The organism is Enterococcus sp. DIV0213h (assembly GCF_051711285.1).
GTDB classification, from domain to species: domain Bacteria; phylum Bacillota; class Bacilli; order Lactobacillales; family Enterococcaceae; genus Enterococcus_D; species Enterococcus_D casseliflavus.
Genome location: NZ_JBIOMH010000001.1, coordinates 817,840 through 844,544, shown reverse-complemented (window position 1 = coordinate 844,544; position 26,705 = coordinate 817,840). Strand labels below are relative to the sequence as shown.

General features: G+C 40.1%; 23 protein-coding genes. 3 read left to right on the top strand and 20 right to left on the bottom strand.

Going from position 1 to position 26,705, the window contains the following annotated elements:
- Positions 1-3 precede the first annotated feature (3 nt).
- The 14 genes from IGI77_RS03895 to IGI77_RS03830 all read right to left on the bottom strand — a co-directional run bounded on the left by IGI77_RS03895 (position 4) and on the right by IGI77_RS03830 (position 17,626).
- The gene (locus IGI77_RS03895; protein ID WP_140966557.1) at positions 4-1,002 is read right to left on the bottom strand and encodes a peptidoglycan DD-metalloendopeptidase family protein; all 999 of its coding nucleotides are present in this window, start codon (positions 1,000-1,002) and stop codon (positions 4-6) included.
- Positions 999-2,684 carry a hypothetical protein gene (locus tag IGI77_RS03890; protein WP_438769522.1) on the bottom strand — a complete coding sequence of 562 codons (1,686 nt, stop codon included), beginning with the start codon at positions 2,682-2,684 and terminating at the stop codon, positions 999-1,001. The genes IGI77_RS03895 and IGI77_RS03890 overlap by 4 nt, the downstream gene beginning before the upstream one ends.
- A gap of 16 nt (positions 2,685-2,700) precedes the next feature.
- A complete protein-coding gene (locus tag IGI77_RS03885; RefSeq protein ID WP_438769521.1) occupies positions 2,701-3,714 on the bottom strand; it encodes a hypothetical protein in 1,014 nt (337 codons plus the stop codon).
- A 12-nt stretch (positions 3,715-3,726) separates the two neighbouring features.
- Positions 3,727-4,002, bottom strand: a complete 276-nt coding sequence (locus tag IGI77_RS03880) for a hypothetical protein (protein ID WP_438769520.1) — start codon at positions 4,000-4,002, stop codon at positions 3,727-3,729.
- Position 4,003: 1 nt separating this feature from the next.
- Positions 4,004-4,441, bottom strand: a complete 438-nt coding sequence (locus IGI77_RS03875) for a hypothetical protein (RefSeq protein WP_438769519.1) — start codon at positions 4,439-4,441, stop codon at positions 4,004-4,006.
- A gap of 70 nt (positions 4,442-4,511) precedes the next feature.
- Positions 4,512-5,879: a peptidoglycan DD-metalloendopeptidase family protein gene (locus IGI77_RS03870; protein ID WP_438769518.1), complete on the bottom strand. Its 1,368-nt coding sequence runs from the start codon at positions 5,877-5,879 to the stop codon at positions 4,512-4,514.
- 148 nt (positions 5,880-6,027) lie between these two features.
- On the bottom strand, positions 6,028-6,381 hold the full coding sequence (locus IGI77_RS03865; RefSeq protein ID WP_438769517.1) for a hypothetical protein: 354 nt from the start codon (positions 6,379-6,381) through the stop codon (positions 6,028-6,030).
- Positions 6,382-6,529: 148 nt separating this feature from the next.
- A complete protein-coding gene (locus tag IGI77_RS03860) occupies positions 6,530-9,775 on the bottom strand; it encodes a SpaA isopeptide-forming pilin-related protein (RefSeq protein ID WP_438770498.1) in 3,246 nt (1,081 codons plus the stop codon).
- A gap of 531 nt (positions 9,776-10,306) precedes the next feature.
- Positions 10,307-11,389 carry a replication initiator protein A gene (locus IGI77_RS03855; RefSeq protein ID WP_438769516.1) on the bottom strand — a complete coding sequence of 361 codons (1,083 nt, stop codon included), beginning with the start codon at positions 11,387-11,389 and terminating at the stop codon, positions 10,307-10,309.
- A 723-nt stretch (positions 11,390-12,112) separates the two neighbouring features.
- Entirely contained in the window at positions 12,113-12,439 is a 327-nt protein-coding gene (locus tag IGI77_RS03850) for a type II toxin-antitoxin system PemK/MazF family toxin (protein WP_411813669.1), read from the bottom strand.
- On the bottom strand, positions 12,432-12,707 hold the full coding sequence (locus IGI77_RS03845; protein ID WP_005225277.1) for a type II toxin-antitoxin system RelB/DinJ family antitoxin: 276 nt from the start codon (positions 12,705-12,707) through the stop codon (positions 12,432-12,434). Before IGI77_RS03845 ends, IGI77_RS03850 begins: the two co-directional genes overlap by 8 nt.
- 931 nt (positions 12,708-13,638) lie before the next feature.
- Positions 13,639-14,127, bottom strand: coding sequence for an AAA family ATPase (locus IGI77_RS03840; RefSeq protein WP_034868317.1), 489 nt, complete (start codon positions 14,125-14,127; stop codon positions 13,639-13,641).
- Between the two features lie 544 nt (positions 14,128-14,671).
- The gene (locus tag IGI77_RS03835) at positions 14,672-15,061 is read right to left on the bottom strand and encodes a DUF4430 domain-containing protein (RefSeq protein WP_438769515.1); all 390 of its coding nucleotides are present in this window, start codon (positions 15,059-15,061) and stop codon (positions 14,672-14,674) included.
- Positions 15,062-15,148: 87 nt separating this feature from the next.
- Positions 15,149-17,626, bottom strand: a complete 2,478-nt coding sequence (locus IGI77_RS03830) for a vitamin B12-dependent ribonucleotide reductase (RefSeq protein WP_438769514.1) — start codon at positions 17,624-17,626, stop codon at positions 15,149-15,151.
- A 140-nt stretch (positions 17,627-17,766) separates the two neighbouring features.
- Between IGI77_RS03830 and IGI77_RS03825 the strand changes: the two genes are divergently transcribed.
- Positions 17,767-18,306 carry a hypothetical protein gene (locus IGI77_RS03825; protein WP_438769513.1) on the top strand — a complete coding sequence of 180 codons (540 nt, stop codon included), beginning with the start codon at positions 17,767-17,769 and terminating at the stop codon, positions 18,304-18,306.
- Positions 18,307-18,865: 559 nt separating this feature from the next.
- Positions 18,866-20,293, top strand: a complete 1,428-nt coding sequence (locus tag IGI77_RS03820; RefSeq protein WP_005225272.1) for an APC family permease — start codon at positions 18,866-18,868, stop codon at positions 20,291-20,293.
- Positions 20,294-20,408: 115 nt separating this feature from the next.
- On the opposite strand, the gene IGI77_RS03815 is transcribed toward IGI77_RS03820, so the two are convergent.
- From IGI77_RS03815 to IGI77_RS03795, 5 genes are all read right to left on the bottom strand, one after another.
- The gene (locus IGI77_RS03815; protein WP_438769512.1) at positions 20,409-21,047 is read right to left on the bottom strand and encodes a TetR/AcrR family transcriptional regulator; all 639 of its coding nucleotides are present in this window, start codon (positions 21,045-21,047) and stop codon (positions 20,409-20,411) included.
- Positions 21,048-21,094: 47 nt separating this feature from the next.
- A complete protein-coding gene (locus IGI77_RS03810) occupies positions 21,095-21,796 on the bottom strand; it encodes an ABC transporter ATP-binding protein (protein ID WP_438769511.1) in 702 nt (233 codons plus the stop codon).
- A 5-nt stretch (positions 21,797-21,801) separates the two neighbouring features.
- The gene (locus IGI77_RS03805; protein ID WP_438769510.1) at positions 21,802-22,878 is read right to left on the bottom strand and encodes an ABC transporter permease; all 1,077 of its coding nucleotides are present in this window, start codon (positions 22,876-22,878) and stop codon (positions 21,802-21,804) included.
- A 318-nt stretch (positions 22,879-23,196) separates the two neighbouring features.
- Positions 23,197-24,156, bottom strand: a complete 960-nt coding sequence (locus IGI77_RS03800; protein WP_010747562.1) for an L-lactate dehydrogenase — start codon at positions 24,154-24,156, stop codon at positions 23,197-23,199.
- Between the two features lie 93 nt (positions 24,157-24,249).
- Complete coding sequence (locus IGI77_RS03795) at positions 24,250-25,218, bottom strand: TDT family transporter (protein ID WP_438769509.1); 969 nt, start codon at positions 25,216-25,218, stop codon at positions 24,250-24,252.
- A 150-nt stretch (positions 25,219-25,368) separates the two neighbouring features.
- Here IGI77_RS03795 and IGI77_RS03790 point away from each other — a divergent pair, with 150 nt between their 5' ends.
- Positions 25,369-26,199: a LysR family transcriptional regulator gene (locus IGI77_RS03790; protein WP_438769508.1), complete on the top strand. Its 831-nt coding sequence runs from the start codon at positions 25,369-25,371 to the stop codon at positions 26,197-26,199.
- A gap of 195 nt (positions 26,200-26,394) precedes the next feature.
- Here the strand turns inward: IGI77_RS03790 and IGI77_RS03785 are convergent, their stop codons facing one another.
- On the bottom strand, positions 26,395-26,703 hold the full coding sequence (locus tag IGI77_RS03785; protein ID WP_438770496.1) for a mucin-binding protein: 309 nt from the start codon (positions 26,701-26,703) through the stop codon (positions 26,395-26,397).
- Positions 26,704-26,705 lie beyond the last annotated feature (2 nt).

Here is a 26,705-nt window from a genome sequence, read left to right as displayed (position 1 = left end):
TTGTTATTTATTTCCGAAAAAGACTGGATAGGGATCCACCAATCGGTCTTGGGCTAGGCTGTTGTCTAAACAAAGTTCCAAATGCAAATGCGGACCGGTACTATGTCCCGTATTCCCCATATACGCAATCAATTCCCCTTGCTTGACCTTTTGACCAACGGTTGCTACATTTCGTTGATTATGGGCATACAGTGTCGTTGCACCGCCTTCGTGGGTGATCGTCACATAATTCCCCCAGGAAAAATGATATTCCGAGCGAGTGACGATGCCATCTTTTGCGGCATAGATTGGTTCGCCTTCAGGAGCAGCTAAGTCGATTCCTCGATGAAATGCTCCCCATCTTGGGCCATAGTGAGAAGTGATCGTGAAATTCTTCATTGGCACCACAAAACCATCTGCACCAGTGATCAAATCCCCTTCTACGCTTTCGCCTTCACAGCCACCGGACAAGCCGCCTAATTCTTCAATGAATTTATGAATCGTTGGTACCCAATGGATATTTAGATTCGTTGGATCGTTACCAGCGCCCACAGGTGCATACGCAGAACCTAATTTCTCAATCGTATTCAAACCGCGTTCATTCCATAGATTGTTTAAGGTTTGTCCGGTCATTTCTAACCCATCTTCAAGCGAATCAAAGTGAATAATTTGGTTTCCACGCATCTGCCCTGAAGGGTTATTATGCTCAAGTAAGGCACGACTCGTTCCCCACGCTGTTTCGTGTATAGAAATGGCGATCATTAAGACAGGATCAACGTTATGCTTAGCCGAGGCATGTTCAAAGGCTGCTCGTTTGCCTTTAAAGGCTCCGGCTCGCTCCAAGACCTCATCGATCTTATCTTTGTCATAATCGCCTGAGGGGGAACAAATACTGCCTCCTGAAGCAGTTTCTGATCGTAGCGTCTGTTGGTTTCCCCCACCGATAAGACCAATCAATAATAAAAGACCAAGCGCTCCTATAAGGAGACTTGGTCCGATTTGCCAGGCAATAAATTTTTTCATTCTGAATCCAGCTCCAAAGGCGTTTCATCAAAGAACGCTTCAAGGCTGACATCAATCAATTCTGGTGCTTCACTTTCTTCAGTGTCTGTGCTTTCTGGTAGATTAAGTTCGTTTGTACTAGGACTTGACCAGGCTTCGTTAGACCATTCGATAATAGTTACTTGTTCAACTTCACTTTCTGACACTGACTCAAGTTCGGGGAGTTCTGGTAATAGTGGTTCATCATTGTCCGTCTCAAGATCCGGAGCTGGTTCTTCTATTTCTGATACGACTAATTGATCAATCGCTACTCTGAGATTCTCAGCAGCCTGATCCACATCACTTTGACTTGGCTCGTGTGCTTGCAATAGTCCTTCTGCTTGATTTAAGGCGTCCATTAAGACGTTCCAGCTATCTTGTGTGTAATTGCCGCTATCTAATGACCGTGCGTGTGCGATTAGAGAAGCCAGTTGATCTGTGTTCGCTACTTCGATCAATTGGTCGATTGCTTGTTCTAAACGCTCATGCATGGATAGAATCGCTTCTTCAGAAGCCGTTCCTTCGGTTACCAACGTTTTCGCGTCTTCTATTGTCGCTGTCAAACGAGCGAAACTGTCAGCTGTATAGTTCTGCGCTTCAAACGTTTCTGCCTGATCAATCAGTCGTTTTAAATCAAGCAAAGCAAGTTCCAATGAAGGCCGCTCTTCCAGCTGATCGATGGCTCTGACGAGTCGCCGATTCATCCGGTCAAGGGCTTCTTGCGTGTGTTCATCGGTTTGAAGCATTTGATTCGCTTCTAAGACACGTTCATCCAATCGAGCAAGACTCTCTTGTGTAAACCGTTCACGGTCAATCGTGTCGGCTTGTTGGATCGTTGCTTTTAATGTCGTCGAGTCCCCTTTTAAAACTAGCTGATCGATCGCTTGTTGCAAGCGACTGATTTGTAAGTCTACTTGTGCTTGCGTACTATTTCGATCTTCCAACATTCTTTCAGACACCAGACGTTCGTAAACAAACGTCGAGACACCAGAAGACAAATAATCATTCGTATTGATCAATTGCGCCTGGCTAACCAACGTCTCAAGGCGATCATAGTTTACATCAATCACCGGTGGATCTACAGGAGGGTTTACTGGCGGATTGACCGGCGGGTTCACTGGTGGTTCTGGTATAACTGGTTCTTCTGGATTGATCGGCGGTATTGGTTCTAAAGGATCATTTTCTTCAGGAAGAGGAGGAAGCGGCGTGATCGGCAATTCCGGCTCATCTGGTGTTACTGGTCGATTTGTATCAATTAATGACGGCCCTTCATTTCCAGGGTTATGAACAACGTTTTGATTCTGTTCACGATCATCGGCTTGTGCCAAGGCGTCTAATATAGGGCTTCGGTCAATGGTTTCACGGTTTGATTGGTTACCAAAAACTTTTTGGAAAACCGACTCGGTACCGTCATTGCCAAAGACCCGATCAAAGAGTGAGGAACGATCGTTTTCTTGAGTGACCCTATCTAAGGGTGATCGATCGTTCTCTTGTTCATCTAAGCGTTCAAGTGGCTTTCTCGTGTCTTGTTCTGGCTGGGGTTGTGGTGACTGATCATTTTGAGAAAATGCTGGATACATAAAACCTGTAATAGCTGTAATGCAAATCAAACTTAGTCCGATTTTTTGCCATTTGGTCATCTTTTTAGACGTTTCTTTTGTCATACGTCGTTCCCTTCTTTCATAAATTTAGCCGTTCTTCTTTTAAGTCAAACAGGTCATTCAATTGTTGTTCAAGTTCTTCCCGATCAAGTGTTGCCTCTTCTTGTAAAGCCTCTATTTCTTTTTCAGCCGCCTGTATTTGAAGGGTCAGCTGTTCATATAAAACGATTTTTTTCTCAAGTTCAATACTGTTGATCTGGGTATTGATTTGTTTCGCCTCATCCAATTCTCCTACTTTCAAGTAACAATACCCAACGATAGCCAACCGTTCAGGATCATTTGAGAAAGCTTCGGTTTGTTCTTCATAAGCTGAAACAGCACCACTATAGTTATTTTGCAAAATAGCCAAATCAAATGAACCAAATGTTGTTTCGTGTTCTTCGTGAAAATCGCGAAAGCGTCGTAACGTCGCTTCTGAGCGATTGTCCAGCGTATAGTAATAGAAAAAAGTTTCTGTTTTTTGTTGTTCTTTGGGGTACAGCTGATAGGCTTCCTCAAATTGTTGTTGGTCGATAAGCTCTTCATAGGTCAAGGTTTGCCCTTCAGTGAAAAAGACTTGGTTCACACCAAAGCCAAGAACAACAAGTAGTGCAAGGGACACAAACACCATCCCCACACCATAGAGCCACTTGGTCGGTGTCCTTTTGTTTTGTACTTTTTCTTTTGGGATTCGTTCTTTCTTACGTTTTGGCTTTTTTTCTTTTTTAGGTTTGACCGTCTTTATATCAGGAACATCTTCTAAGCTATTTTTGAATGATTCTGAAAATTGATTAACGACTTCTTCTGAAGCACCTTTTTCAAATAGAAATTCTTCCAATAATTCCCACCAGTCAAAATCAAAAACCGGCAAGGAAAGCTGCGAGCGTAAGACGACTCGTTCATCTTGAATCAATTCATAGTGGAATGTGACGTCAATACCTTCCATATCGACTTCTTCATTTTTTTTGAAAAGCATTCGATTTGCTTCTTTTAATGACATGGTTTTCGGACAAGCCATGGATAATCCTTCTACTTCTATAAATCGACAGTCCATTAAAAATACCTCCTATGCCATATCAACCTCCCGATCGTACACGATCGTATACGGTCGATTTCTGGAAAATTTGATCCGACGTTCCTTATTATTGATGGTAAGAATATAGAAGTCGTCTATTCCTTCCTCAAAGAAGGTATAGTCATTCTTCTTACACGAAAATTTCTTTTGAATCGAACGATTTTTTAGCCAGTCTTCTATATTCAATGCGGGTAAAATGACCGATTGTAGTGAATAGCCGGCTACAATGCCTAAGACAAATGTGCTAATTAAAACGAACCCTTCCATATCATTTAGATCCTTTCTTTTTCCTCTTTTGAGACGCTTCATTTAGCTGGTTTAAACTATACAAATCCTCTCGTGATATTTTTTGAGTATCCGAGACGATATATTCGAACCAGCCCTGCCGCGCCCATGACTCATCGGGATTGAATTTTGCTCTCGTTTTCTTCTTGTTGATTGGCACCATGACTTCTGTTGGATCAAGTGGAACCTGCCGAATATCCTTTACTTGGACATAAGTATTATGATTGCTTTTCGTGATCAAGCCGATACGATCGACTTCCGTCAGGGTTTGTTGTGAAACTAATCCATTTCGGACAAGCTCTGATACTTTGTTTAAACTCAATTGGATGGAATGCAAACGTTCCTTTTTATGGCCAAAGGCAAGGCGCACTTCCTTTCCAACGGTTAAATGGAGGACTTTTTCTTCTGTGGTTTCGGTCATGTGGTTCTTTCTTCCTTTCTTCTAGAAATAAAAAAAAGAAAGCACCGAAGTACTTTCTTTTGGGTAACGCTTATTTTGGTAAGACAGTCATAGGATCAATCAATTGATCCTGTGCCAAACTTGGCGATAAACTCACTTCAAAATGCAAGTGAGGACCGGTACTGTTTCCGGTGCTGCCCATTGAAGCAATGATTTCGCCTTGCTCAACGGTTTGTCCGACGGTCACTAAGTTTTGGTTGTTGTGGGCATAAAGTGTTGTTAGCCCGTTCTCGTGTTCAATAGCAACGTAATTGCCCCATGACGCATGGTATTCGGATCGAATCACGGTTCCTGCAAGGCTGGCGAAAATTGGTGTGCCTAGTGGTGCCGCAAAATCAACGCCTCGATGAAATCCTCCCCCACGTGGGCCAAAGGAAGAAGATACGACCGGATTAGCCACAGGGTGGATCATTTCGTCAGTGCCTTCTGGTAATTCAGCTTTTTCTTTATCATAGCTAGTCAATGCGTAGGCTTCAATTAGGGCGTTTAACTTCTCGCCATATTGTGTATCCGTCGCATATCGGCCGGTTAAAAATTCTGTTGCGTCTTCATAGGAGTCCGTTTCTGACTTCCAGGTACCTTTATAAAAGTCATTATCATGCGCTAAACCTTCTTTTAAAAGCTTCGCATAATCTTTGAAGGTCGCTTCGTAATCTTCATACTGACGGAACGTTGCATCGATCGTATACAGATTCCCTGAGCCATCATCTTCTTGCGTTTTGAAGGTGACGCCCTTTCCTTCATAGGTTCCCTTGATCCCAAAAAGGTTATGGTAAGGGGCTTGGCTAAGCTTACTTTGACCACGGGCAGATTCAAGAATCGCTTGGGCGATCATAACCGAGCCGTAGAGGTCTTCTTCTAAACCGATTTTTCGCGCATCTTCGCCGATTTCTTTAATGAAATCCCACGTTTCCTTGACAGGAGTGATTGCAATGGCCTTCGATTGATTGGCATCAGCTGGCGTGCTTTCTGCTAGCTCTGGTAAAGTCGGACGTTGATTTTCAATGGGCGCTGGCTGTACGGTCTCCGGCGTTGCGTCCTGGTTCGTTGATTGATCCGGCTTTAGTGTTGGTGCTGGTTTTGTTTCTTCTTTTGGCGGATCAACCGGTGCCGGATCTTCTGGTTTCGGCGCAGGTTTTGGTTCTTCTGGCGTTTCTTCAGGAACTTCCGGCACAACAGGAACTTCTTCAACAGGTGGGGTCACCGGTTCGGTTGGTGTTTCTTCAGGTGTTTCGCTTGGTTGTGACTCCTGGTCTTCCGGAGTAACCGGTGATTGTTCTTCGGTTGATGTTGATTCTGCTATATCCTCTGGACCAACAAGTGCAGCTGAAGCTGGAATAGATGTTAAAAACTGGCTGCAGACCAGTGCAAGTGCGATCCATTTTTTTGATTGTCTCACTAAAAAATCCTCCTTTTTTTCCTCTCTTATCATACCGAAGATAAAAGGCAATGTGTAATCAATTTTTTCACTCTTGTATGAAATAATGGTGAAACTTGAAAATGTTGACTGAATAGACGTGGGGTATGAATGCTTTTAGGCAATAGAGTCACTGTTTAAAATACAGAATTGAAATAGGCAAAAGAATGGATGTAAAAACAAGCAGGAGGTATGCTATATTTGTCGAACGAGCTTCCTTTACTGTCGGACTAGAACCGAAAGCTACTGTTTGTCTTTCATTGGTCAATTTCCGTTCTAAATCCCAATAAGTAAGCTGTGGTTGATCTGAGTATCTATACGACTGATTCAGTGTTTCAGGTTCCTTCGATTGATCCGTTATCTTCAAAGTCTCCCCGATCACTTCAATCGTCAAATAAGGTGCTACTCCATCACTTTCTAGTAACCAATCGATTGAATCGAGTGTTACAATTTCATCTTCCGAACTTTTTTCACTACGGATCAATAAGAAGCATCCAAACAAACAGATTATTATTCCTAGTAATAAAATCTTTCTATCTAGCTGCATGTTCTCTCTATTCAATTTCAATCCCCACCTTCTTCACTTTCAAAAAAAAGAGCTGCAAGGAGCTTTTATCCTTGCAGCCAAGTGCTTACGCTTGTTTCTTACGGAAGAAGTAGAATCCACCGACAATACTTACAATACACACACCTAGTACAGTTAGAATCATACCAGCTGTGCTTCCTGTTTTCGGCAGCTCCCCTTCACGTTTTGGTGCAACAAAATGAACCGTTTGATCCATGTTCTCTAAATCAACCTCACGGCCAACTTCTTCCCCTTGTTCTTCATCATAGTAAAGGACATGAGTGGCAGTCATTTCGTCGCCATCTTTCATGGTGTTTGCCGGTAAATCAAGGAAAACAGACAATTCATCTTCTTTGCTTTTCGCTGTCCATTGCGTTGTATCACGGCTTACAACTTCACCATTTAAGCGATTCACGTATTCAGTAACGATCGTATAGGTGTGACCAATTTCAATGGCGTCCCCTTTGATCCATACTTTGTCTTCCAATCGGTTATCGATCGTAGGATCCACGATTTTCTCACCATCAACCGTCGCAAACAATGTCGTAATTTCTAAGTCTTCACGTTCGTTCACGACTTCTAATACAATCAATTCACCATCGTTTTCGACAGTAACGGAGAAGTCAATGTCTTCTTCTAATTCAAGGTACCCTGGTAATGGTTGCCCTTCAACGAATTTATACTCTTCGTAAGGTAATCCTTCAAGTGAAATCATGCCTTCTTCGTCCGTTAAGAACGCATCAACCAGCGTTTCAGACCCATCTTTTTCAATTTGGTATAAATTGAATGGTACATTCGCTAAAGGTTGTTCGTTCAAGCGATCGCGTTTGATCAATTGGACGTCTTGACGTGCTAAACGATTCGGCACTTTAATTCGGATCATCCCGTCAGAATCTTCTTGCGTCACACTGAAGACGATTGGTTCTTCAAGTAAAACATACCCTTCTGGCGCTTTTACTTCATGCAATTCATAGCGATCAACGCCCCATGCAAGGCTTTCGGTTGTGACGATCTCACCTTTTTCGTTTGTTTCAAAGACGTCAGTGCTTTCCGTATCATTCGGACGCTGCATCGATACGAATGCCCCTTCGCCATCATTTGCCCAAGTATCAAATATTTTGAATTGTGCGCCGGCATAAGGAATGTTTTCACCGGTTTCTTCATCGACTTTGACAATGTGCAAACGAGACTCAATGATTCGGTCTTCCAGTAAGAAGAAGTGCGTATAGCAGTCTTCTGAGATAGTAACATCGAAAGGTTCAATCAATAGATAGCCATCCGGACCTTTTGTCTCTGAAATCGTATAGGTATCATACGGCAGGTTTTCAAAACGGAAGAAGCCGTTCTCGCCTGTCATAACCACATATTCTTGTCCTGTTGCGTGAGCAGTTGCGGTCAATTCAACCCCTTCTAAAGGAGGTTTAATGTCTTGGTTGGTTCCTGAGATTCGTTCCAATATGTCTGCTAAAGAGTTTGGAATCAATGGACGAGAACCGAATTTGTAGCCTTCGATATGCCCTTTGATTACACGGTCAGTGACAGTACGACTATGAAGCGCAACTGTTTCATTTTGACCAGCGTACGTTAGTTGAACTTCGTGTTTCGTTGGATCCAGATTGTACCCTTCAGGCGCTTCTACTTCTTGTAGGAAATAAGTGCCTAGTTTCAAGCCTTTGATTTCTGCTTGAGGGATCCCGTCAAAGTTATCCATCGTCAAAGTTGCGACGAAGTTTCCATCTGCATCCGTTAAGTCATATTTCGCACCAAAGAGCGTTGCGGCACCTTGTGGGTCGTTTCCTGTTTCTTCATCTTCTTTGATGACCGTGAGATTCGCCAGCTGTTCCTTATTATCAAATCGAACAGTGGTTGTCTCATTGGCCCGAATCGTCAATGTTTGTGGGTTTGAATTTAAAATATAACCATTTGGTGCTTTGATTTCTGTAATGGTTACCGTTGTATCCACCATAAGGTTTTCCCAACGCGCTTTTCCATCTGAACCGGTGGTAAGTTCTTTTTCTTGTCCATCGGACGTTACAAAACGGAAAACAGCACCCGCAAGTGGAAGTCCCGTTTCTTCGTCGACTTTCAAGACTTCAGCATGTCCTTCTTTTAGTACGTCAATGGGAATGTTCACTGACATCGGGTCTTCTACATGTAGTACGCTTACTCTTTGATAGTTCCCAACTTGATAGACTAATGCTGCATTTGCGAATTCTTTTGGAATTCTAGCAATTGATACTGTACCATTCGTATTTGAGTTGGCGTGGGCTGTAATGTGTAGGCGATTACCTTCTTGACGAAGAGTGACATTTGCGGTGTTAGTCAAATTATTCATTGCGTAATTAGCAAAAACACCATTTGTATCTGTAATGGTTACAGTTTCACCAACTTTTACTGTTACTCGTCGGTTATGAAAGCTTGGTCGTGTGTTGTATTTAGAAATCTCTGATTCAACAAATAGCTTGCGACCTGCATAGTTAGATACAGTCGTAGATAATGTTTCTCCACCAAATAATTCCCACAACATTTGTTGGACTGCCACATATTGTGTATCGGATTTATCAGAATTCCCATACCAGCCAAAATAAGCGATCAAGGAAAGTCTATCTCTTAAAGCCGCATTAGAAATAACTTGATTTAAGTTCTCTTGCGTCGCACCACTCCCTAATCCGGCTGGCACACCTTCTTCAATACAAAAGGCAATCTGACCAGTTTCGCGAATCCGAAACATATAAAACCTGTCATGTAGAAAATTATTCCCATTAGGCAGATTTCTCCATAAACGATGATCGATCGTTCGTGCATTTTCAATCGTAAAACCTGTAGAACGAGTAAAGTTTTGTTTTAACCGAGCATATTCTTCTGATTTTGCTAACATTTCCTCTTGTTCTGACGTGCTTTTCGCATTCTCGAGGATGTATTCCATCGTGTAACGGTCATCAAAGTCCCCCGTTAACTCGACTTCTTCTGTATCATCTAATGACTTGACTTCGGTTCCTGAAGACAAAATAAAAAGCGAATCACCAATTGTCTCTACGACTGGTAATTCACTGGTATCTGGACTATCATTAGCACGTGCATTTTCCGATTGTAGACCAGCACTTCTTTTTATCTCGTCTATTGCTTCATCGGAACGAAACGGCTTTAATTCCGATGGTGGTGCTTCCTTTTGCTCTTCCTCTTCATTTTCGGCGACTGCCGTCATCCTGTTGTATTCAATATGGTCTGCTACAGCTAGACCAGGCGACACAAACAGTTGCCCCATTGTAAACAACAAAGCTAGAAACGTCGTCACTTTCTTAAATTTCTTCATCTTCAATTTAATTTCCTCCTGATTGTTTGATTACACTGTCTAATAAAATTTGGAGCATGGCGCACGAATCATGCTTTCACCCACATTTCTTATTTTTGAAAAAAAAACCAGGCGAAAAATATTTTCGCCTGTAGCTTTCAAATTTATTTTAATGGAAATCTACTGAATAACTTAATACTTCACCGTTCGATCAGAACAATGGCTTTATTATCGGACACAATCCCTAACACTTACTTTCTGGATCCATATTCTTGTTCACCTAAACACATTGCTCCATACAATGTGGTATATTCCATATCATTGTTTTTCCAGTAGGTTAACACGATGCAATTCTTATTCAGGAGTTGCTTTCACATTCCTTTGACATAAAAGTGACAAGCGGTGGCTTTCCATACGTTCTTTCTCGCAATCAATAAGATCAACAATCATTTCATCATACGTATTGCCTTCACCAGCTAGCTCCCAATTGAATGTTTTATTTCCTTCATACAAATACACTCTTTTCCTTGAAAGATCTTATATACTTTTAAACTAAAAAAGAAGGTTATCAATTCGACTCTTCATTCCTTCAACAAAATACCTCAAAAAATATTCGGAGTTTCTACAATTATGCTGAGTATAGTCGAGCTGCTTCTCAAAAACTTCTCTAAACAAGATTTCTAATGACGTTTTACCATATAAATGCATATGAGCTGTTAATTTTTCATTACCATGGTCACGTTCAAAAAGTAATAATTGCCAACAGTTGTCTAAAGAGTTGATAATTTGATACTCTACCTCTGTACTACACTTTTTTTCCGACAACAATCGTTGAGCATATTTCCGAATAACAGGATTATTACCTAATAATCTTTCACTTTCTCTTTTTAAGTTCTCTTCGTCTTTTTTTATATTATTATTTTTGTTTATATTAATATCATTAGAATCGTTTTTGCCGACTTTAAGAAGTCTGTTAACCCTATTTCTAGAAATCGGTTTTTCCGTCTTCCCAGTTTCATCAAAGATTTCTTGGAAGTCTGCTTTTCCGACTTCCTTAGTTACCAAACAACTTTTACCATCATCGTACTTCTGAATTAAAGAAATTCGATACTTTTTCAGAAAATATTTGATATTACCAATATCACAATGAAAGTTTTGTGCTAAGCCCAGAATGCAGTTATTCTCAAATTCCTCAAAACATTCACTTTGACAAACTTTCTCGTTCTCAATAATTCTTCTATCGATTTCCTTTATTATTAATGATTTAGAAATAAATTTTCGTATATCTGTGTTTAAATCAATTAGATGCAAATAAGTTTTATTTACTAGATTTCTCCCTTGCCTTTTTTCAGATAGAAGATCAAATGCTATTAGCTCTTTTTTTATTTTTATAGTCTTATCTCTTCCCCATCCCATAAAAAAACACACTTCATCTATGGAAAAAAGAAAGTAAATATCACCATTTAAATCTGTCCATTTATTTTGGATTGAAATCTCTGCTCTGTCCTGATAGACTGCGTAAAGTAATTTTGCATCGGAAGTTAATTTTTCATACTTTTTTCCTTGAATCAATAGTTTGGGAACTCTATAAAAATTTCCCTGCTGATAAACTGATATATTGAGTTTTCTTTCCAATTTCTTTTATCACCTATCTATATTTCTACATACTGGTTAATAGCTAAATATAATGATGTTTTTTTAAAAAAACTTTTTTTGTTAGATTCGTTTTCCATCATGCCAACAATTTTCTTGTTTATTTCTGTATTTCTTCTTTTACTCTTTATATTTATGTTTATTAACTAGTATTAAAACAAACCTAAAAGCCTTGGTATACCTGATAAAATTCAACACATCCAAAGCATTTTCAAACTAAATAAAACTATCAATTATTTAACTCTTAATCAGCGGGTCGCGGGTTCGAGCCCCTCACGGCCCATTGGGTGCCAAACCCACGGAACAGGTAAATGTTGGTGCGAAAGCATTTCGAAAACATTTATGCTGTTCCATTTTTTTGTTTATAATTAATTTATTGCCAAGTGAATAAGAAGAAATGCCTTGCTGTCAAAAAGTTTCTTATTTAAATGATGTATGTAAGAGCTATGCTTTTCGAAAAGTTTTTTTCTACGAGATGACTGAACTCTTTGCACGTGAAATGCTTCGTTTTTCCATAAATTAACTGAGTCAGATAATTTGTGGAAGTAATAGCTTCTGTATAAATTCAGTGAGTGCTTCGCTAGTTCAAAAACCTTTACAGTAATTTTTTTCTCACTATTACCACTACAAATTAGATATGAAATCAAAAAAATCACTACCTAGTCCTAATGAAAAGGTAGTGTATTTTTAATGCTGTTCATTCTTCTAAGAGCGATCCTTAAGAAACTCTTCTAAACGATTCAAATCTTTCTGAGATAGTTCCCCTATATCTTTATATTTAAAATCTATTTTTTCTTTGGAAAGAACGAATAACGTTCCTGTGTCAATCCAAGACTCTTTTTTTAAATTTGAATCTTGCCAATCATTGATATGAAAATAAAGCTTTTTTATGCGCTCTGATTTGTGTTCAAACTTGCTTGTAATCGCATAAAAAAGAACTTCATTTTCACTATTCTCAATAATCAAAACTGGTCGTCTTTTTCCTTCTGGTTTACCCACATAAGCCACATACATTGAAACTATTTTATTCATCTTCATCCAACCAAGCCTCGAAAGCCTTATTATCATCTATCCTCGTCACATTAGTAGATTTTTTCGCTAACTTAGCAATTCGCCTTGCTTGCTTTGTTTGTTCAGAAAGTTTTACCTCAAAGGGTAATCCCCCTTTTTCTATGACTTGTTTATAAAAAATAGTAATTGCCGTAGTGGGATTCATTCCTAAATCATGTAAAATATCTTCTGCTTCCATTTTTAGATCTTTTTCAACCGCAATCTGAATTCTTTCTTTTTCCTTCTTCATAACGCACCTCCAAAAAGAGTTTTTTATACTCATATTATACTCTATTTGAGCGCTATTTTCACTTACTATACTCATAAATAAATTTATTTTTTCGAATAAGAAATCTTACTTCTTTAAATTACCTAACTTTTAGTCAGTGGGTTTGACACCCACTGAACAGGTAAATCGTGGCGCGAACCCCTACTTATATTATCTCCATGTATTCTTCAAAAAATCCATGGATATTACACTAACACTAATTATCGTAACACCATAAAACAAGGAGCATAACTTGTTAACCTATGTCATGTCCCTTGTTTTTTTAATTCAGGTATTGATAAACTAAATACATAAACCATACTAATCCTATTATAAAAAATAGATTTAAAATGTTTTTATTTATTTTTCTTCTTTGCTCTCCAAAGTATGGCGACCTTTTTTGCCAAAACAATTTCCTGTTTTTCACATCAGAAAAAAACAATCTAAAAATTATAAATAACACAGGAAGAAAAAAATTTAACACTATATAAAAAATATCTGTAGGATCTCCAATTAAAACTAACCCTATCAAAATAAATAATATAAAAAGAAAAATTAGTTTATACTGAACTTTCATAACTCACCTATACAATCAATTGATTTTATTCTATTTGCATTCTGAAGGTTCTGAGGGGACGATCGTCATTTTAAAATAGTTCTCCTATTTCTTACCCTCTTTTACAATTTTGGCTGATCTAATTCCTCTCATCAGCAATTGGATACAAATTTCGTAATAGCTGCTCTTATTCTTCATTTGGGGTGGTCACCGCTAAATTATTTCTTCTATCGAAGAATGCAACAAGAAAAGAAATTGCCAATCACTATTTTGCTTCTAGCATGACTGTCCTTCGTGTCCTGCACAGTAATAAGACTAACTGTATTGAAAAAGAGTAAAAAACGTTTTGATGCTACTTCATATATTCTTTTGCTCGATCACTACCTCATCTTCATTTACCGGTTCTTCGAATCCTGAAAAAAACCGTTGAAGGATTTCTTCTGTAATAGGAAAAGCGGAATTTGCAGTTTGGACTTTATTTCTGATCGCTAATCGTTTTCGTAAAGTATCATAATCAGCTTTTAGATAGATTACTTTAATCGTCACATCATATGCTGCCAGTAGTTCTCTATAGGCGTCTCGGTGACTTTTAGCCCAAAAACTAGAATCGACAACTACGTTTTTTCCTTCTTGAACAGCCTTTACTGTAAGCTCTTTCAATTTAACTGAAGATAATGAAGAAACTTTTGCATATTTCTCCGAAGGGTAATCAACACCATAAACGCCATAGTCTTCCCAAATCAATTCATCTATTGCTAATCTTACATAGCCTTCTTGCTCTTTTTGTTTTGAGTAAGTGGTTTTGCCTGCACCACTAACGCCACACATCAAAAGTACCTCAACCATTATTCTCCTCCTACCTTTTCTGATCAATAAACAAAGAGAACGAAAAAACCTTATTTGTAATCAACGCTCATGTTTTAGACCACTGTTCACCACCCACATCTGATGATACAATGATAACATTGTTTTTATGAACAACAAGCAGATTGGGAAACAATCGCAAGAAAAATAGTAAGTAAAACCATATACATATATTAGAGAATAGAAGCGTTAGCCACTTAAGCTAACGGATAAATCAAATTTTTGTCCATTTCCACTCTACTATAAAAAAATTATTTTCTACAAAAAATAGGAACGAAAGCCAAAATACGAAAGAAACATCATGGCTAAAACTTATGTATGTAATGGTATCTTTATTTCTATTATTCCAATTTTAAAATAAAATAAGCCACCACTCCAAACTATGATAGAAAAACAAGAATAGACTCTTGAATAGAACTTGAATGCAAAACTGCCTCCAAAATCAACGCAAGAGTCTATCTGTATAGATAAAGATCTTTATATGCAAGTTCTTTTGCACCAATAAAGATCCTTAGAATCAAGCAAATCAGAATGCTTTCAAATCAAATGTGATAGCGTCATTGTTCTTTAAAAACAACGCTTGTGCCTCTTTATCGGTCATTTCGTCATTGACGGTATAGACCCAAAATAGATTGGCTTTTTGATCTTGACTGATGCCGTCGATAGAGGTGATAAAGCCATCTTTTTCTTTGATCGCAAAGTTTTCTTTCATTACTTCCAGCAGCGACTCATTTTCTCGGAACGTTACTTCTTTTGAGGTCACAGCTTCTTGATTTTGGATGACGATCGTAGCTGTTCCTTGTTCTTGCTTCAAGGAACTTTGCTGCGTGCTTTCTGGCGTTACACTTGCCTGTTGGCATCCTGCAGCGACGAGTAATGTGCTCACTAGCATGAATACGACAAATACTTTTTTCATCTATTTCTTCCTCTCCAATAGTCAAAATACAAATCGTTTTTTTATCCAATATGCGGATAAGACTTGCTCTATCAATCCTGTATCCTTTTAGAGCCCGCATTTTAATTGGATTTTACAGTTTGTGCAGGTACTACAGCCGCCGATTTCCTCAATGGTTCCTTCATGGCAGATGGGACAGATTTCACCAGAGGCGACGGGTTCATCTACTTGAACGACAGGCAGCGGTTCAACTTGTGCGGTCAGCTCATTTTCAACCGCTTCTAAGGTAAGTACTTGTGAATCTCGGCTGCCGTCTACATAGACAGTCCCTCCTTTGGCTCCTCCTTCATAAAGATCTCGATAAACCTTGGCTACTTGGCTTACTGTATATCCTTTTGGTGCATTGACCGTTTTTGAAATGGAGCTATCCACCCAGCGTTGAATGGTGCATTGCACACCGACATGCTCTTCGGGCGTCAACTCCATAGCGGAAATGAACCATGCCGGCAACTCCGCTTTGGTTCGTTCAGGATGATCCATCAGGTATTCGTCAACGATTTCCGCATTGATTTCAATAAACTTACCTAGTCGACCGCTTCTAAAATAAGAAAAGGAGTAGTAAGGTTCTAAACCAGTTGAAACTCCCGTCATCGTGCCTGTCGATCCTGTTGGCGCAACAGTCAAAAGATGAGAGTTGCGAATGCCGAATCGCAGCACGCCTTCGCGGATGTGCGCTGGCATTTTTTTCATATATCCTGTATCGATAAATTTCTTTCGCAACGCTTGCGTCTCTTGGTCATTTTTTCCAATCAGGAAGGGAAAGCTGCCTTTTTCTTTCGCCAATTCAATGGATGCCTCATAGGCAGTGACTGCCATTGCCTCGAAAATTTGATCAACGAATTGATTTCCTTCTGCCGATCCGTATTTTTTCCCGCAGTAGATCAATAAATCTGCCAAGCCCATGATCCCTAATCCAACACGTCTTTCCCCTTTCGCCTGCTGCTCATTTTTGTCAAAAAAGTAAGGCGTTACGTCAATAACATTGTCTTGGAAACGAACCGCTGTTTTCACGGTTTCTTTTAGTTTGGCAAAATCAACGGTGCCCTTTTGGCGATCCGCCATGTTTGCGAGATTGATGGCTGCCAAGTTACAAACCGCATAAGGGGTTAGGGGCTGTTCACCGCACGGATTGGTTGCTACGACTTTTTGTCCGTATGCTGTAGCATTCGTCATCTTGTTGGCATTATCGATAAAGAAAATACCAGGCTCAGCAGAATATGTTGCACAAAAAGTAATCAACTCCCATAACTCACGAGCTTTAATCCTTTGATAGGTTTTGACTTTATGGCCAGCAGCTGCCCATTCTCGCACATCCCCGACTTCAGCCCATTTTGCATCATATTGTGCCATCTCTGCTTCTGAATAATTGTCGATATCTGGAAAGCGTAGCTCATACCACCCATCTGTCTTCACTGCTTCCATGAATTCTTCTGTCAAGCAGACTGAGATATTCGCGCCAGTTAAGAAATCACTTTCTTTCACCGTATAGCTGCCACCTATGCGCAATTTTTCTGTTGCCTTTTGGATCATGTCATTATGTTCCTTATCTGACGATTCAGGCAGTTGTGCTAGATAAGTGAACATTCTTTCTTCCATTTTTGTCAGAGGGTCAAATTGCAGTTTTTCATTGATCAGTTGTTTGATCGTCGCATTTGTGATTGTTTTTTTTAGGTGAAGCAATACAGCAGGATTTTGAATTTTAGAAAGAATAAACGCAAAAATATCTGGATGCCAATCTGCCATCATAATCATCTGCGCTCCACGGCGGCTACCTCCTTGTTCGACAAGGTTCGTCAAGTTTGCCAAATCATTCAACCAAGAAACTGCCCCAGAAGACCGACCACTGACACCGTGGACCACACTTGATTTTGGTCGCAAGGTCGACCCATTGGTTCCAACCCCGCCACCTCGACTCATGATCTCCATAACTTCTTGTCGATGAACAGCAATCCCTTTTCGGGAATCATGGATGAAAGGCATCACAAAGCAATTGAAGTAGGTAACTTGAGAATTTGTTCCTGCTCCATAAAGTACTCTGCCTGCGGGAATTAGGTTTTGCGCCACGATTTGTTGGTAAAACGCCTCAAAGAAGCGCTCCTGGTCATGGGACTCGTTGGCAGAAATCCCTTTGGCTACACGATGCGCCACTTGCTCAAAAAAGAGTTCTAACGGTTTTTCAATGTCACTTTTTCTTCTTTTAACAAGTCCACTAGCTTGTTCATCAATATCTTCTAACGCTGAGCGATAGGCCTCTTCCACTTCGATAGAGACAAGTTCCCCATCGATTGCTTTCACCACACCGATTCCTCGCGCAGGATATTTAGGATCAGCTTTCGTTGTCAAAATCACCAAATCATCCTTACGCAATGTTAGATGGGTTTGATCCTTGTATGAATAACGATCCAGCATAATCAAACGAGCGATTCCCTCAAATGTTTGGGTCATTTCTGGTGTGATCGCCGAAACTTCTTGGAACAACTTGATATCCTCGTTCAATTTCTCAATCGTTTGTTTTTTGTATTCCATTTCTTTCCCTCGCCTTCTAAAACACAACATATTGTGCTCGTTTTTTATTATCGTACTATATAATGTGTATTTCAACCTTGAATTTTATTATTTTCCATGTATAATGAGAATGATTATCAATTAGAAAGACGGCGATTCTCATGCTTCCTCCCCAAACCAAGATATTTTCCATCCAAAGAATTTCTCATTTAGCACTGATCACTGCGGCTTGTATCGTTGGACGGTTAGTTTTTGTCTTTATCCCTAACATTCAGCCTATGAGTGCCCTTTTATTTTTAGTGGCTTTTTCTTACCGTTTATCTGATGCGTTGATGATTGCCTTATTAAGTTTGCTCGGAACAAATATCTATCTAGGCATGGGTCCCTGGACGATCAGTCAATTGGCTGCACTTACTGTCATCATCGTTCTTTTTCATCAGATTGGAAAAAGAACGATCATCAAGAAAAACCGCTTCTTGCAAGCTTTCTTTGCCTTTCTTTGCGGACTTCTTTATGGCTTGATCGTTTCGTTGATGGAAGTTTGGCTTTATCAGTTTCCTTCGTTTCTTGCCTATTACCTTCAAGGACTACTGTTCGATTTCTTCCATGCCAGCGGAAACTTCGTCTTTTATCTGCTTTTATGGCCAGTATTTGAGCGAATAACACCCACCTCCTATAAGTTGGCGAAAAAAAACGAGTGATTTCGATGGAACGAAGCATTCGGCTAACTTTGTTTTCGTGTTTCTTTGAAAGAATGTTCGCGTAAAATTTTTCTTAGAAAACCAAAAAAACTACGACTACTCTCCTGTTTCCTTTGCTTAAAAATCTATCCAAAAAGCACCAGTGAAAAGCCTTTCGAAAGGGTTTCTTCCATCTTTATACGTCCATTCATTTAAATGAAATGATCCCTCTTTCATCCATGCCCTTGACCGAATGTAGTTGGATTTCTTTCAGATTATTAATGAATGATGATGTTTGCTTTTGCTATCATCAGAAATTTATTATTTTTTTTAAATAACAATTTAATTTTTCTTGACCAAAAGAATTCAGAGGTTTATCCTAACTATGGAAAATCAACGACTGGATAAAAAGAAGCAAATGAAATTTTTTTATTCAATTTGACCTTTGACATTTGTGAAAAAATGCATAAGAAACTTGATCGTGATCAAGCGCTTATGGAAAGAAATTTTTTTCTCACTAAATTTCAAAAAACGCTCTATTTTAACCAGTCAGAAAAATCATTTTAAGAAGGAGAAAGCGATGAATGAGAAACAATTACGCTGGTATAATATTGCGCTGATGGCGTTCGTCTCTGTTTGGGGACTGGGAAATGTTGTAAACAACTACGCTCAACAAGGGTTGACTGTTGTTGTTTCGTGGCTATTAATTATGGCTCTTTATTTTGTACCCTATGCATTAAGTGTTGGTCAGTTAGGATCGACCTTCAAAGAGTCAAGTGGTGGGGTCTCCTCATGGATCAAAGAAACCTCAACAAAGCGGTTGGCTTTTTTTGCTGCTTGGACTTATTGGGTCGTTCACGTGCCTTATTTGGCACAAAAACCCCAAGGAATCTTAGTGTCATTGAGTTGGTTATTTAAAGGAAATGGTACATTTGTATCAACGATGGGCTCCATGGAAGTCTCATTGATTTGTTTAGCTATTTTTCTATTCTTTTTATGGATTGCCTCTAAAGGATTGACGACCTTAAAAATGATTGGGAACATCGCCGGAACAGCCATGTTCGTGATGTCGATTCTTTTTATTCTTTTAGCAGTCACTGCTCCAGCAATGACTGGTGCTGAAATTGCTACACCAAACATGTCATCTGTTTCAACCTATATCCCTAAATTTGACTTTACCTATTTAACCACGATCTCGATGCTGGTATTTGCGGTAGGTGGCTGTGAAAAAATCTCGCCTTACGTAAATAACACAAAAAATCCTGCCAAAGAATTTCCAAAAGGCATGATCTTTTTAGCCGGTATGGTGGCGTTATGTGCCTTGCTAGGCTCGATTGCTATGGGGATGCTTTTTGATGCCAACCATATTCCAGAAGATTTGATGGTCAACGGCGCTTATGAAGCCTTTCAACGACTAGGAAACTTCTACGGAATCGGCAATTTCTTTGTCATTCTTTATTCCATCGCCAATGCGTTAGCGCAAATTTCTGCGTTGGCATTTTCAATTGATGCCCCATTGAAAATATTATTGTCTGATGCTGATTCAGAATTTGTACCAAATGGCTTAGCAAAACTAAACAAAAAAGGAACACCAGTGAATGGGTATATTATGACTGGTATCCTAGTCAGCATTTTGATCATTATTCCAGCACTAGGAATCGGCAATATGACCGAACTGTATCGTTGGTTGCTGAACTTGAATTCAGTTGTCATGCCATTGCGTTACTTATGGGTCTTCTTAGCCTTTATGCTAGTCAACAAACACGCCAATCGCTTTACTTCCGATTATAAATTCGTGAAAAACACCAAGGTTGGCTTTGGGATCGGCTTATGGTGCTTCTTGTTCACGGCCTTTGCCTGCATTTTAGGGATGGTTCCTAAACTTGATTATGCGGCAGATCCGCAAGCTTGGTTCTTCCAATTGGCCTTAAATATCATTACGCCAATCGCCTTTCTTTTGATTGGCTTGATCTTGCCGATCATTGCGAAACGTGTAAATAAAAAATAATCATTCCCTCAAAAAAGAGGTGTCCGACAACTATTTCGGTTGTCGGGCACCTCTTTCCTTATATATGAACTTTTCCGCCGTGCGAGGCATTTGGTCCATCCTCTTGCCGAAGCGTTCATTCTTCGTCATTTTCCTCTTTGTTGTCCTCTTTGATTCCATACTTGATCCATTGCACCTTATAGCGAAAATCTTTGATCAGCTCTTTTGCGGTCCATTCATTCGAAATAAAATCTGTCAGACTATCCATCACGACCGCCATAATAAAGTAAAGGAAACTGACAGCTTCTTGCGTATCATGGATCGTAAAGCGATTTTCTTCCAACAGCTCCAACCACTGACGAATCATGGGCGAATCGTCAGGGATCGCATCGCGCTTCGTCCAGGCATTGCTTTGGGTACATAAGTGGATCATTTTCCAATGATCATCTTCAGGTGACCATTGACTGCACCAAGCCAAGTATTCTTCGATCCCTTTGAAAAAATCATTTTTGTTGCGATTGATAAACGTAAAAATCGCGGAATGGATTTGGTTTGAATAGTCGGCGATCGCATAGTCATAGGCATCTTCTAAGTTTTGAAAGTACTTGTAAAAGGCCCCTCTAGAAATGTGCGACTTTTCGACGATGGCAGAGACCTTGACTTGACTGATGTGCTTGCTGAAGAATTCTTCTAAAAGCACGGCATCGATTTTTTCTTTTTTCGCTTGTTTTAAATGAAAAAATGTTGTACTTGGCAAGGGATTCTCCTCCATCATTCGCAATCTACTCCCTCTATTATAAACAAATCCCTCTACTTTTCCACTCAGACTTGTGCAGTTTCTCTTGACGGGACGTTTTGTTCGATCAGATTGCCATCTTCCATTCGGAAAATGCGATCACTCCATTGGATCATTCGCTCGTCGTGAGTGACCATGACTGTCGCTTTCTTTTTCTCATGCGCTTCTTTCACCAATAACTTCACCACTTCATACGCATGATCGGTGTCTAAGCTGGCAGTTGGTTCATCCGCCAAAATCAAGCTTGGGTCATTAAACAACGCCCTGCCGATTGCTACTCGTTGACGTTCCCCACCAGATAAATCACGGGGAAACTTGTCTTGAAGATCGAGAATATCTAATGAAGCAAGCAATTCATCAATCCGTTCCTTTTCCTTGGCTTTTCTTGAAACTTTGTCGACCAAATAAAATTGTTCCTTTACCGTTAAAAAAGGGATCAAATTCGAGCTTTGCAAGATAAATCCAATCTCTTTAAAACGCAACTTTCCTCGTTGCTTTTCATTTAAGTGGGAAAAGTTCACCTGGTTGATGATGATCTCTCCCGATGTTGGCCTTTGTAAGCCGCCAGCGATGGTCAAAAAGGTACTTTTTCCTGAACCAGAAGGACCGATGATACTGACAAACTCCCCTTCTTGAACATGAAAATTCAGTCCTTTTAATGCCGTTACTTCGGTATGCTGCTTGCCAAATTTTTTTATAATATCCTTCATTACTAAAATGTCTTTCATCTTTGTTACCCTCCTATTGCCGTAATTGGATCGACTTTTGTGACCGTCCGAATGGAGAATAAGCCGCCTAGAACTGCCACGAGAATCAAGATGCCGCTATAAAGCAGCCATTGCTTGAATTCAAAGAAAAATGGCATGGCATCTGGTAAAAACAAGCTGGTGCCGTATGCCGCCGCAAAGGCTAGGGCTACCCCGATCACACCGACCATAAATGCTTGCGCAATAATTGATTTAGCAATAAAGCTGGTCCGAATCCCTTGGGCTTTCATCACACCAAAAATCGCCGTTTTTTGTAGGGTGATCACATACATGAAAATCCCCACGATTGCCGTTGCAACGACAAATAAGAAGTAGATCATGGCATTTAAGGTCAAGTTTTGGGCAGAAAATCCAGGAAGCTTTTCAATAAAGTCTTCCGTTGCCAACACTTTGAGCTGGGTTCCTTCTTGGTTATCGACTTTCGGATCACTTGATTTGGTCACAATGATATTGATGGGCTGCTCCTTGTCAGATGCAAATGGTTGATTAGCAAACTTCATTTTCGTCCAAGTATCCAGGGAAGTATAAATCACTGGTGACACCGTATAAGACGTTTCTGGGGTGATCCCAACGACTTTGAAGGTTTCATCTGAACGCCCGATTTTCACTTGATCCCCGACCTTGATACCTTCTTCTGCTAAGTTTTCTGAAATCGTGATCTCATTTTCTTTTGAAAACAGCTTGCCCTCTAAGACTTCTGGTAACAAGAACGCATCGTCTTGTGTACCAAAAACAGTCACATTGACTTGTTCATCGTTGACCGTGATGACACTGCTATATAAACCAATCGGGGCTTTTGGGGTTCCTGCTACACGGTCTAGATCCCCTCTCGTCAATTGCGAAGCCGCAAATGTGTCATTCGCATCTTCTGATAAAACGATCGCGGATGAATCCCAATCGACGATGGCCTTTTTAAAATCCCAGTTAAGTCCGGTAGCTAAGCCAGACAATATAAAAACAACATAGGCGATCAAAAACATGATTCCTACGATCAGCCCATATCTTAGTTTTGAATAACGCATTTCTTTTATAGCCAGAAACATTGCTCTTTCCTCCTGTTTTCCAAATGTTGACAAAGTGTCACTTTTTGAAGAATACCACACAAGGTGACACTTTGTCACTTTTTACAACTCGGAAAGTTTGTAAGGTTGATCGATCATTCTTTTTCTGTCATTCACTGAGGATGTTTTTTTTAAAGGAGTGAGAAAAAAGAGAGTTGAATAGTGGGCGTTTCACGTAAAATACGCCATTTCCTTTTAACATTCTTGGCTAGATGTAAAAAAAGCATGGACGACCGTAAATAGTCGAACCATGCTTAGGCAAAAACGAACACGAGGATTTCATTAATCGTATTCTAAAGATCAGCTGACCTTGCTTTGTCCAATTGTGGAAATTACTGCTCGTAACTGGTGACACGAAGTATCAAACTGCCGTTTTTCCTCAGGGGTAAGCGTCAATTCAATAATTTCGCGGACGCCGTTTTGGTCCACGACTGCAGGAACACCTGTGAATAAATCGTTGATGCCATATTCCCCATCAAGGTAGGAAGACACCGGCAGAATCGCTTGCTCATCATTTAAGATCGCTCGAACGATTCTTGCGACACTCATCCCAATTCCGTAAAAAGTTGCTTGTTTTCGATCGATGATTTCATAGGCGGCATTTTTTACTCGTTCAGAAAGAACCGCTAGATCGGCAACGGTCAAACGATCCTTTTGCTTGATCAATTCTACGATCGGTTGCCCACCGATCGTTGTATGGGACCAGACAGCGACTTCCGAATCACCGTGTTCCCCAATGATATACCCATGAATATTCCGTGGATCGATGGCTAATTTTGCCGCCACTTCTTTTCGAAGTCTTGTGGTATCGAGGGTCGTTCCCGTACCAACGACACGATTGGCTGGCAACCCTGACACACGCCATGCTTGATAAGTTAAGACATCGACTGGGTTTGAAGCGATGACAAGCACGCCATCAAAGCCTGAAGCCATCACTTGTTTTGTGACGCTTGCCATAATTTCGGCGTTCACATCGATCAATTCAAGCCGTGTTTGTCCTGGCTTTTGGTTGATCCCTGCAGTAATAACGACGATATCAGCATCTTTACATTCCGAGTACTCTCCCGCCCAAACTTTGATGTTTTCTTGCCCCCATGACATACCGTCTAACAAATCGAGGGCTTCTCCTTCTGCTTTGTCTCTATTGACATCGATCAAGACCAATTCATTGATCAGTCCTTGATTGATCATGGAATACGCAATGCTCGTTCCAACGAAACCTGTTCCGACAACGACAACTTTTCTGCTTGTACTTTTCATGTGCGATCCCTTCCCTTTCTTTTCAAATACTTGTACTATTGTTTTGCGTAGAGTACGCATTTTCTTAAAAAATGGATGATTTTTTGTACTTTCTTAGTAACTATGATCGGCAATCAGGGCTTTGGTTTGCTGATACAAATGAACAGCATATTTTCCTAACACATAGCAGACGACGATCACGGCAAAGCTTGTTTCAATAATCGTTAAGGCTTGTAGAAACCCAAATATCAGTGGGTGATTTGCAAAAAACAGTGCTGATTTGAACATTGCCGTCGCCGAGATCACAAGAGGAAACGTAAATGCCGCATAGCTTGGGTAAAACCCGACTGCCAGCATGTTTTTCATATAAGCGACGACACAGAAATAAATCGTTTGTGACAATAACAGCATAAAGGCGACAAACCAAGCAGAGCCTTGTTCAAATACGGAAAGGTAACCTGCTAAGCAAAGAGAACCTGGCGCTGTTAAAATCGTGATCAAAGGAACTGCCGCCCGTTCCGTCAGCTTTTGATGGACGATTCGCTTTAAAATAATCGGCAAAAGCGCAAAATACAATACCAATGCGATCCAGACGATCACTTCTCCTAGCTCTTTAAAAAAGACAGCAGAAGTATTGGGAATTACGCCAATCCCGACGAAGGTAATAAACCAGCTTGGATAAATGTATTCCAGCGAAAGGTCGACAGGCAAAATATGCACGACAACAAAATAGATCATTAAAGCAAAATGTAAGCCGATAGCCCCCCACCAGAGCAGATCATTCACCACTGCATTGGGAATGACCCGTTCAAAAACAGTGGAGATCACCATCAGCGCCATCGTAAAGGTCGGCGCCACCGAAGCAACGATTGGGTTTTTCAACTCTGACATCGTGTGCTTAAATGTAAAGCATACTTTCAGAAGGAAGAGCCCCATGATGAAAATACCAAGGGTGCAAAACCCATTTCCAACCGTCTCCATTCCTTCTGAATACAATAAATTCCCCAAAGACACAGTGCCTAAAATCAAGCCGCAAATCGGGATTGGCAATGAATGTAAAAAATGCTGGATCGATGTTTTCATCAACTCATCCTTTCTTAATGTATGAAAATTTCAATTAAATTTGCTTTCTTTTTTCTCTACACTTATACTATAATCACCTGATAACTATTTGTAAAATTGTTCTTTTAAATACTAATTATAAATTTTATTAATAATAAAGGAGTCCGCAAAATGATTGAATTGCTCAAAACCTTCATTGTTGTTTATGAAACGAGAAACTTTAGTCTTGCCGCCAAACAGCTCTATAAAACTCAGCCAACGATCTCCTTACAAATCCAACGATTAGAGGCGGAACTTGGCTTTAAACTTTTTGAACGTAAAGGAAAACAATTGATTTTACCCACTAGCCAAGCGGAGTTTTTGTATCCTCGTGTGGTCGAGTCCCTCCGCTCTTTGTCCACTATTTTTTCGCAAGCCAAAGACACCAAAAATTTTAAAACAGCGTGTGTGCTCGCTTGTTCGAATACCACCGCCGTTTACTTACTGCCCAGCATTATGGCACAGCTGATTGCAGAATTTCCAACATTTGCCTTTGAAATCAAAATCATGAATTCGCAAGAAGTGATCGATGCCGTCGAATCAAACAAAGCCCATATCGGCCTGATCGAAAAATCAATCGTTTCGCCATTGATCCAAAAAGAATTCGTTTATCGCGATGAATTGGTGTTAGCAGGCAACCTCACTTCTGATTTTTGGGTCTTGCGAGAAAACGACTCGGGGATGTATTACATTAACGAAACCTATCTGTACGCACAGCACCTACATCCGCAAATCATCAAAGCCAATAACAGTGAAGTGATTTTGTCCCTATTAAAACAAAACATCGGCAAATCGATCATTTCGAAACTCTCATTACCAGAAGAGTTGCCTTGGCAGGAACTTGATCCAGAGTACCGCTATCGTGATCTTTTTATCATTCAGAATCGTCAACGTGTGACGCCGGAAACCGGAGAGGTTTATGAGGAGATTAAACGACTGTTGTTGGAGAAAATTACGGAATAGATGTACATTGCTAAATGCTAAACACGGCAAAAAACCGAACAGAGCAGGGATAGCTGGTATCAGGTTTAAAAATCTTTGCCTCAAAAAAAACGTACAGCACTTGCTTACGTGCTGTACGTTGGATCATAGCAGTCAACTTTTGCTAGTCTGCTGCTAGTTGTGTGTAATGATTCCTATGAAAGTCGTACACAAAACCTATTTGTTGTGGTCATCTTTTCTTTTTTTCAATCCATATCTTAGAACGATAAAAACGACAAATGCGAGGATCGCGACCCAATAAACGCCCGCCTTTCCCTGCCCTCCCGTATGAGGGAGTTCGATTCTAATATAAGTATAACGTACTTCAATCTCTAGATTCTGGGCATTTGCAGCCGTCTTTGCTTCACTCACAGTGGTAGGATTTGGTGTTCCATAACCAGTTATTGATGGCGAATCAACCGCCGAAAATGTATCCCCAGTTTCAGGGTCCGCTACCCACGAGGAAGCTTCCTCTCTCGTATCAATCT

Bases quoted from the DNA above. Each gene is read 5' to 3' on its own strand.
- IGI77_RS03810 (WP_438769511.1), bottom strand. From the start codon at position 21,796: ATGAAAGACATTTTAGTAATGAAGGATATTATAAAAAAATTTGGCAAG.
- IGI77_RS03845 (WP_005225277.1), bottom strand. From the start codon at position 12,707: ATGAAGAAGGAAAAAGAAAGAATTCAGATTGCGGTTGAAAAAGATCTA.
- IGI77_RS03815 (WP_438769512.1), bottom strand. From the start codon at position 21,047: ATGATGGAGGAGAATCCCTTGCCAAGTACAACATTTTTTCATTTAAAA.
- IGI77_RS03840 (WP_034868317.1), bottom strand. From the start codon at position 14,127: ATGGTTGAGGTACTTTTGATGTGTGGCGTTAGTGGTGCAGGCAAAACC.
- IGI77_RS03795 (WP_438769509.1), bottom strand. From the start codon at position 25,218: ATGAAAACATCGATCCAGCATTTTTTACATTCATTGCCAATCCCGATT.
- IGI77_RS03875 (WP_438769519.1), bottom strand. From the start codon at position 4,441: ATGACCGAAACCACAGAAGAAAAAGTCCTCCATTTAACCGTTGGAAAG.
- IGI77_RS03885 (WP_438769521.1), bottom strand. From the start codon at position 3,714: ATGGACTGTCGATTTATAGAAGTAGAAGGATTATCCATGGCTTGTCCG.
- IGI77_RS03825 (WP_438769513.1), top strand. From the start codon at position 17,767: ATGCTTCCTCCCCAAACCAAGATATTTTCCATCCAAAGAATTTCTCAT.
- IGI77_RS03835 (WP_438769515.1), bottom strand. From the start codon at position 15,061: ATGAAAAAAGTATTTGTCGTATTCATGCTAGTGAGCACATTACTCGTC.
- IGI77_RS03790 (WP_438769508.1), top strand. From the start codon at position 25,369: ATGATTGAATTGCTCAAAACCTTCATTGTTGTTTATGAAACGAGAAAC.
- IGI77_RS03890 (WP_438769522.1), bottom strand. From the start codon at position 2,684: ATGACAAAAGAAACGTCTAAAAAGATGACCAAATGGCAAAAAATCGGA.
- IGI77_RS03850 (WP_411813669.1), bottom strand. From the start codon at position 12,439: ATGAATAAAATAGTTTCAATGTATGTGGCTTATGTGGGTAAACCAGAA.
- IGI77_RS03800 (WP_010747562.1), bottom strand. From the start codon at position 24,156: ATGAAAAGTACAAGCAGAAAAGTTGTCGTTGTCGGAACAGGTTTCGTT.
- IGI77_RS03860 (WP_438770498.1), bottom strand. From the start codon at position 9,775: ATGAAGAAATTTAAGAAAGTGACGACGTTTCTAGCTTTGTTGTTTACA.
- IGI77_RS03830 (WP_438769514.1), bottom strand. From the start codon at position 17,626: ATGGAATACAAAAAACAAACGATTGAGAAATTGAACGAGGATATCAAG.
- IGI77_RS03880 (WP_438769520.1), bottom strand. From the start codon at position 4,002: ATGGAAGGGTTCGTTTTAATTAGCACATTTGTCTTAGGCATTGTAGCC.
- IGI77_RS03820 (WP_005225272.1), top strand. From the start codon at position 18,866: ATGAATGAGAAACAATTACGCTGGTATAATATTGCGCTGATGGCGTTC.
- IGI77_RS03805 (WP_438769510.1), bottom strand. From the start codon at position 22,878: ATGTTTCTGGCTATAAAAGAAATGCGTTATTCAAAACTAAGATATGGG.
- IGI77_RS03895 (WP_140966557.1), bottom strand. From the start codon at position 1,002: ATGAAAAAATTTATTGCCTGGCAAATCGGACCAAGTCTCCTTATAGGA.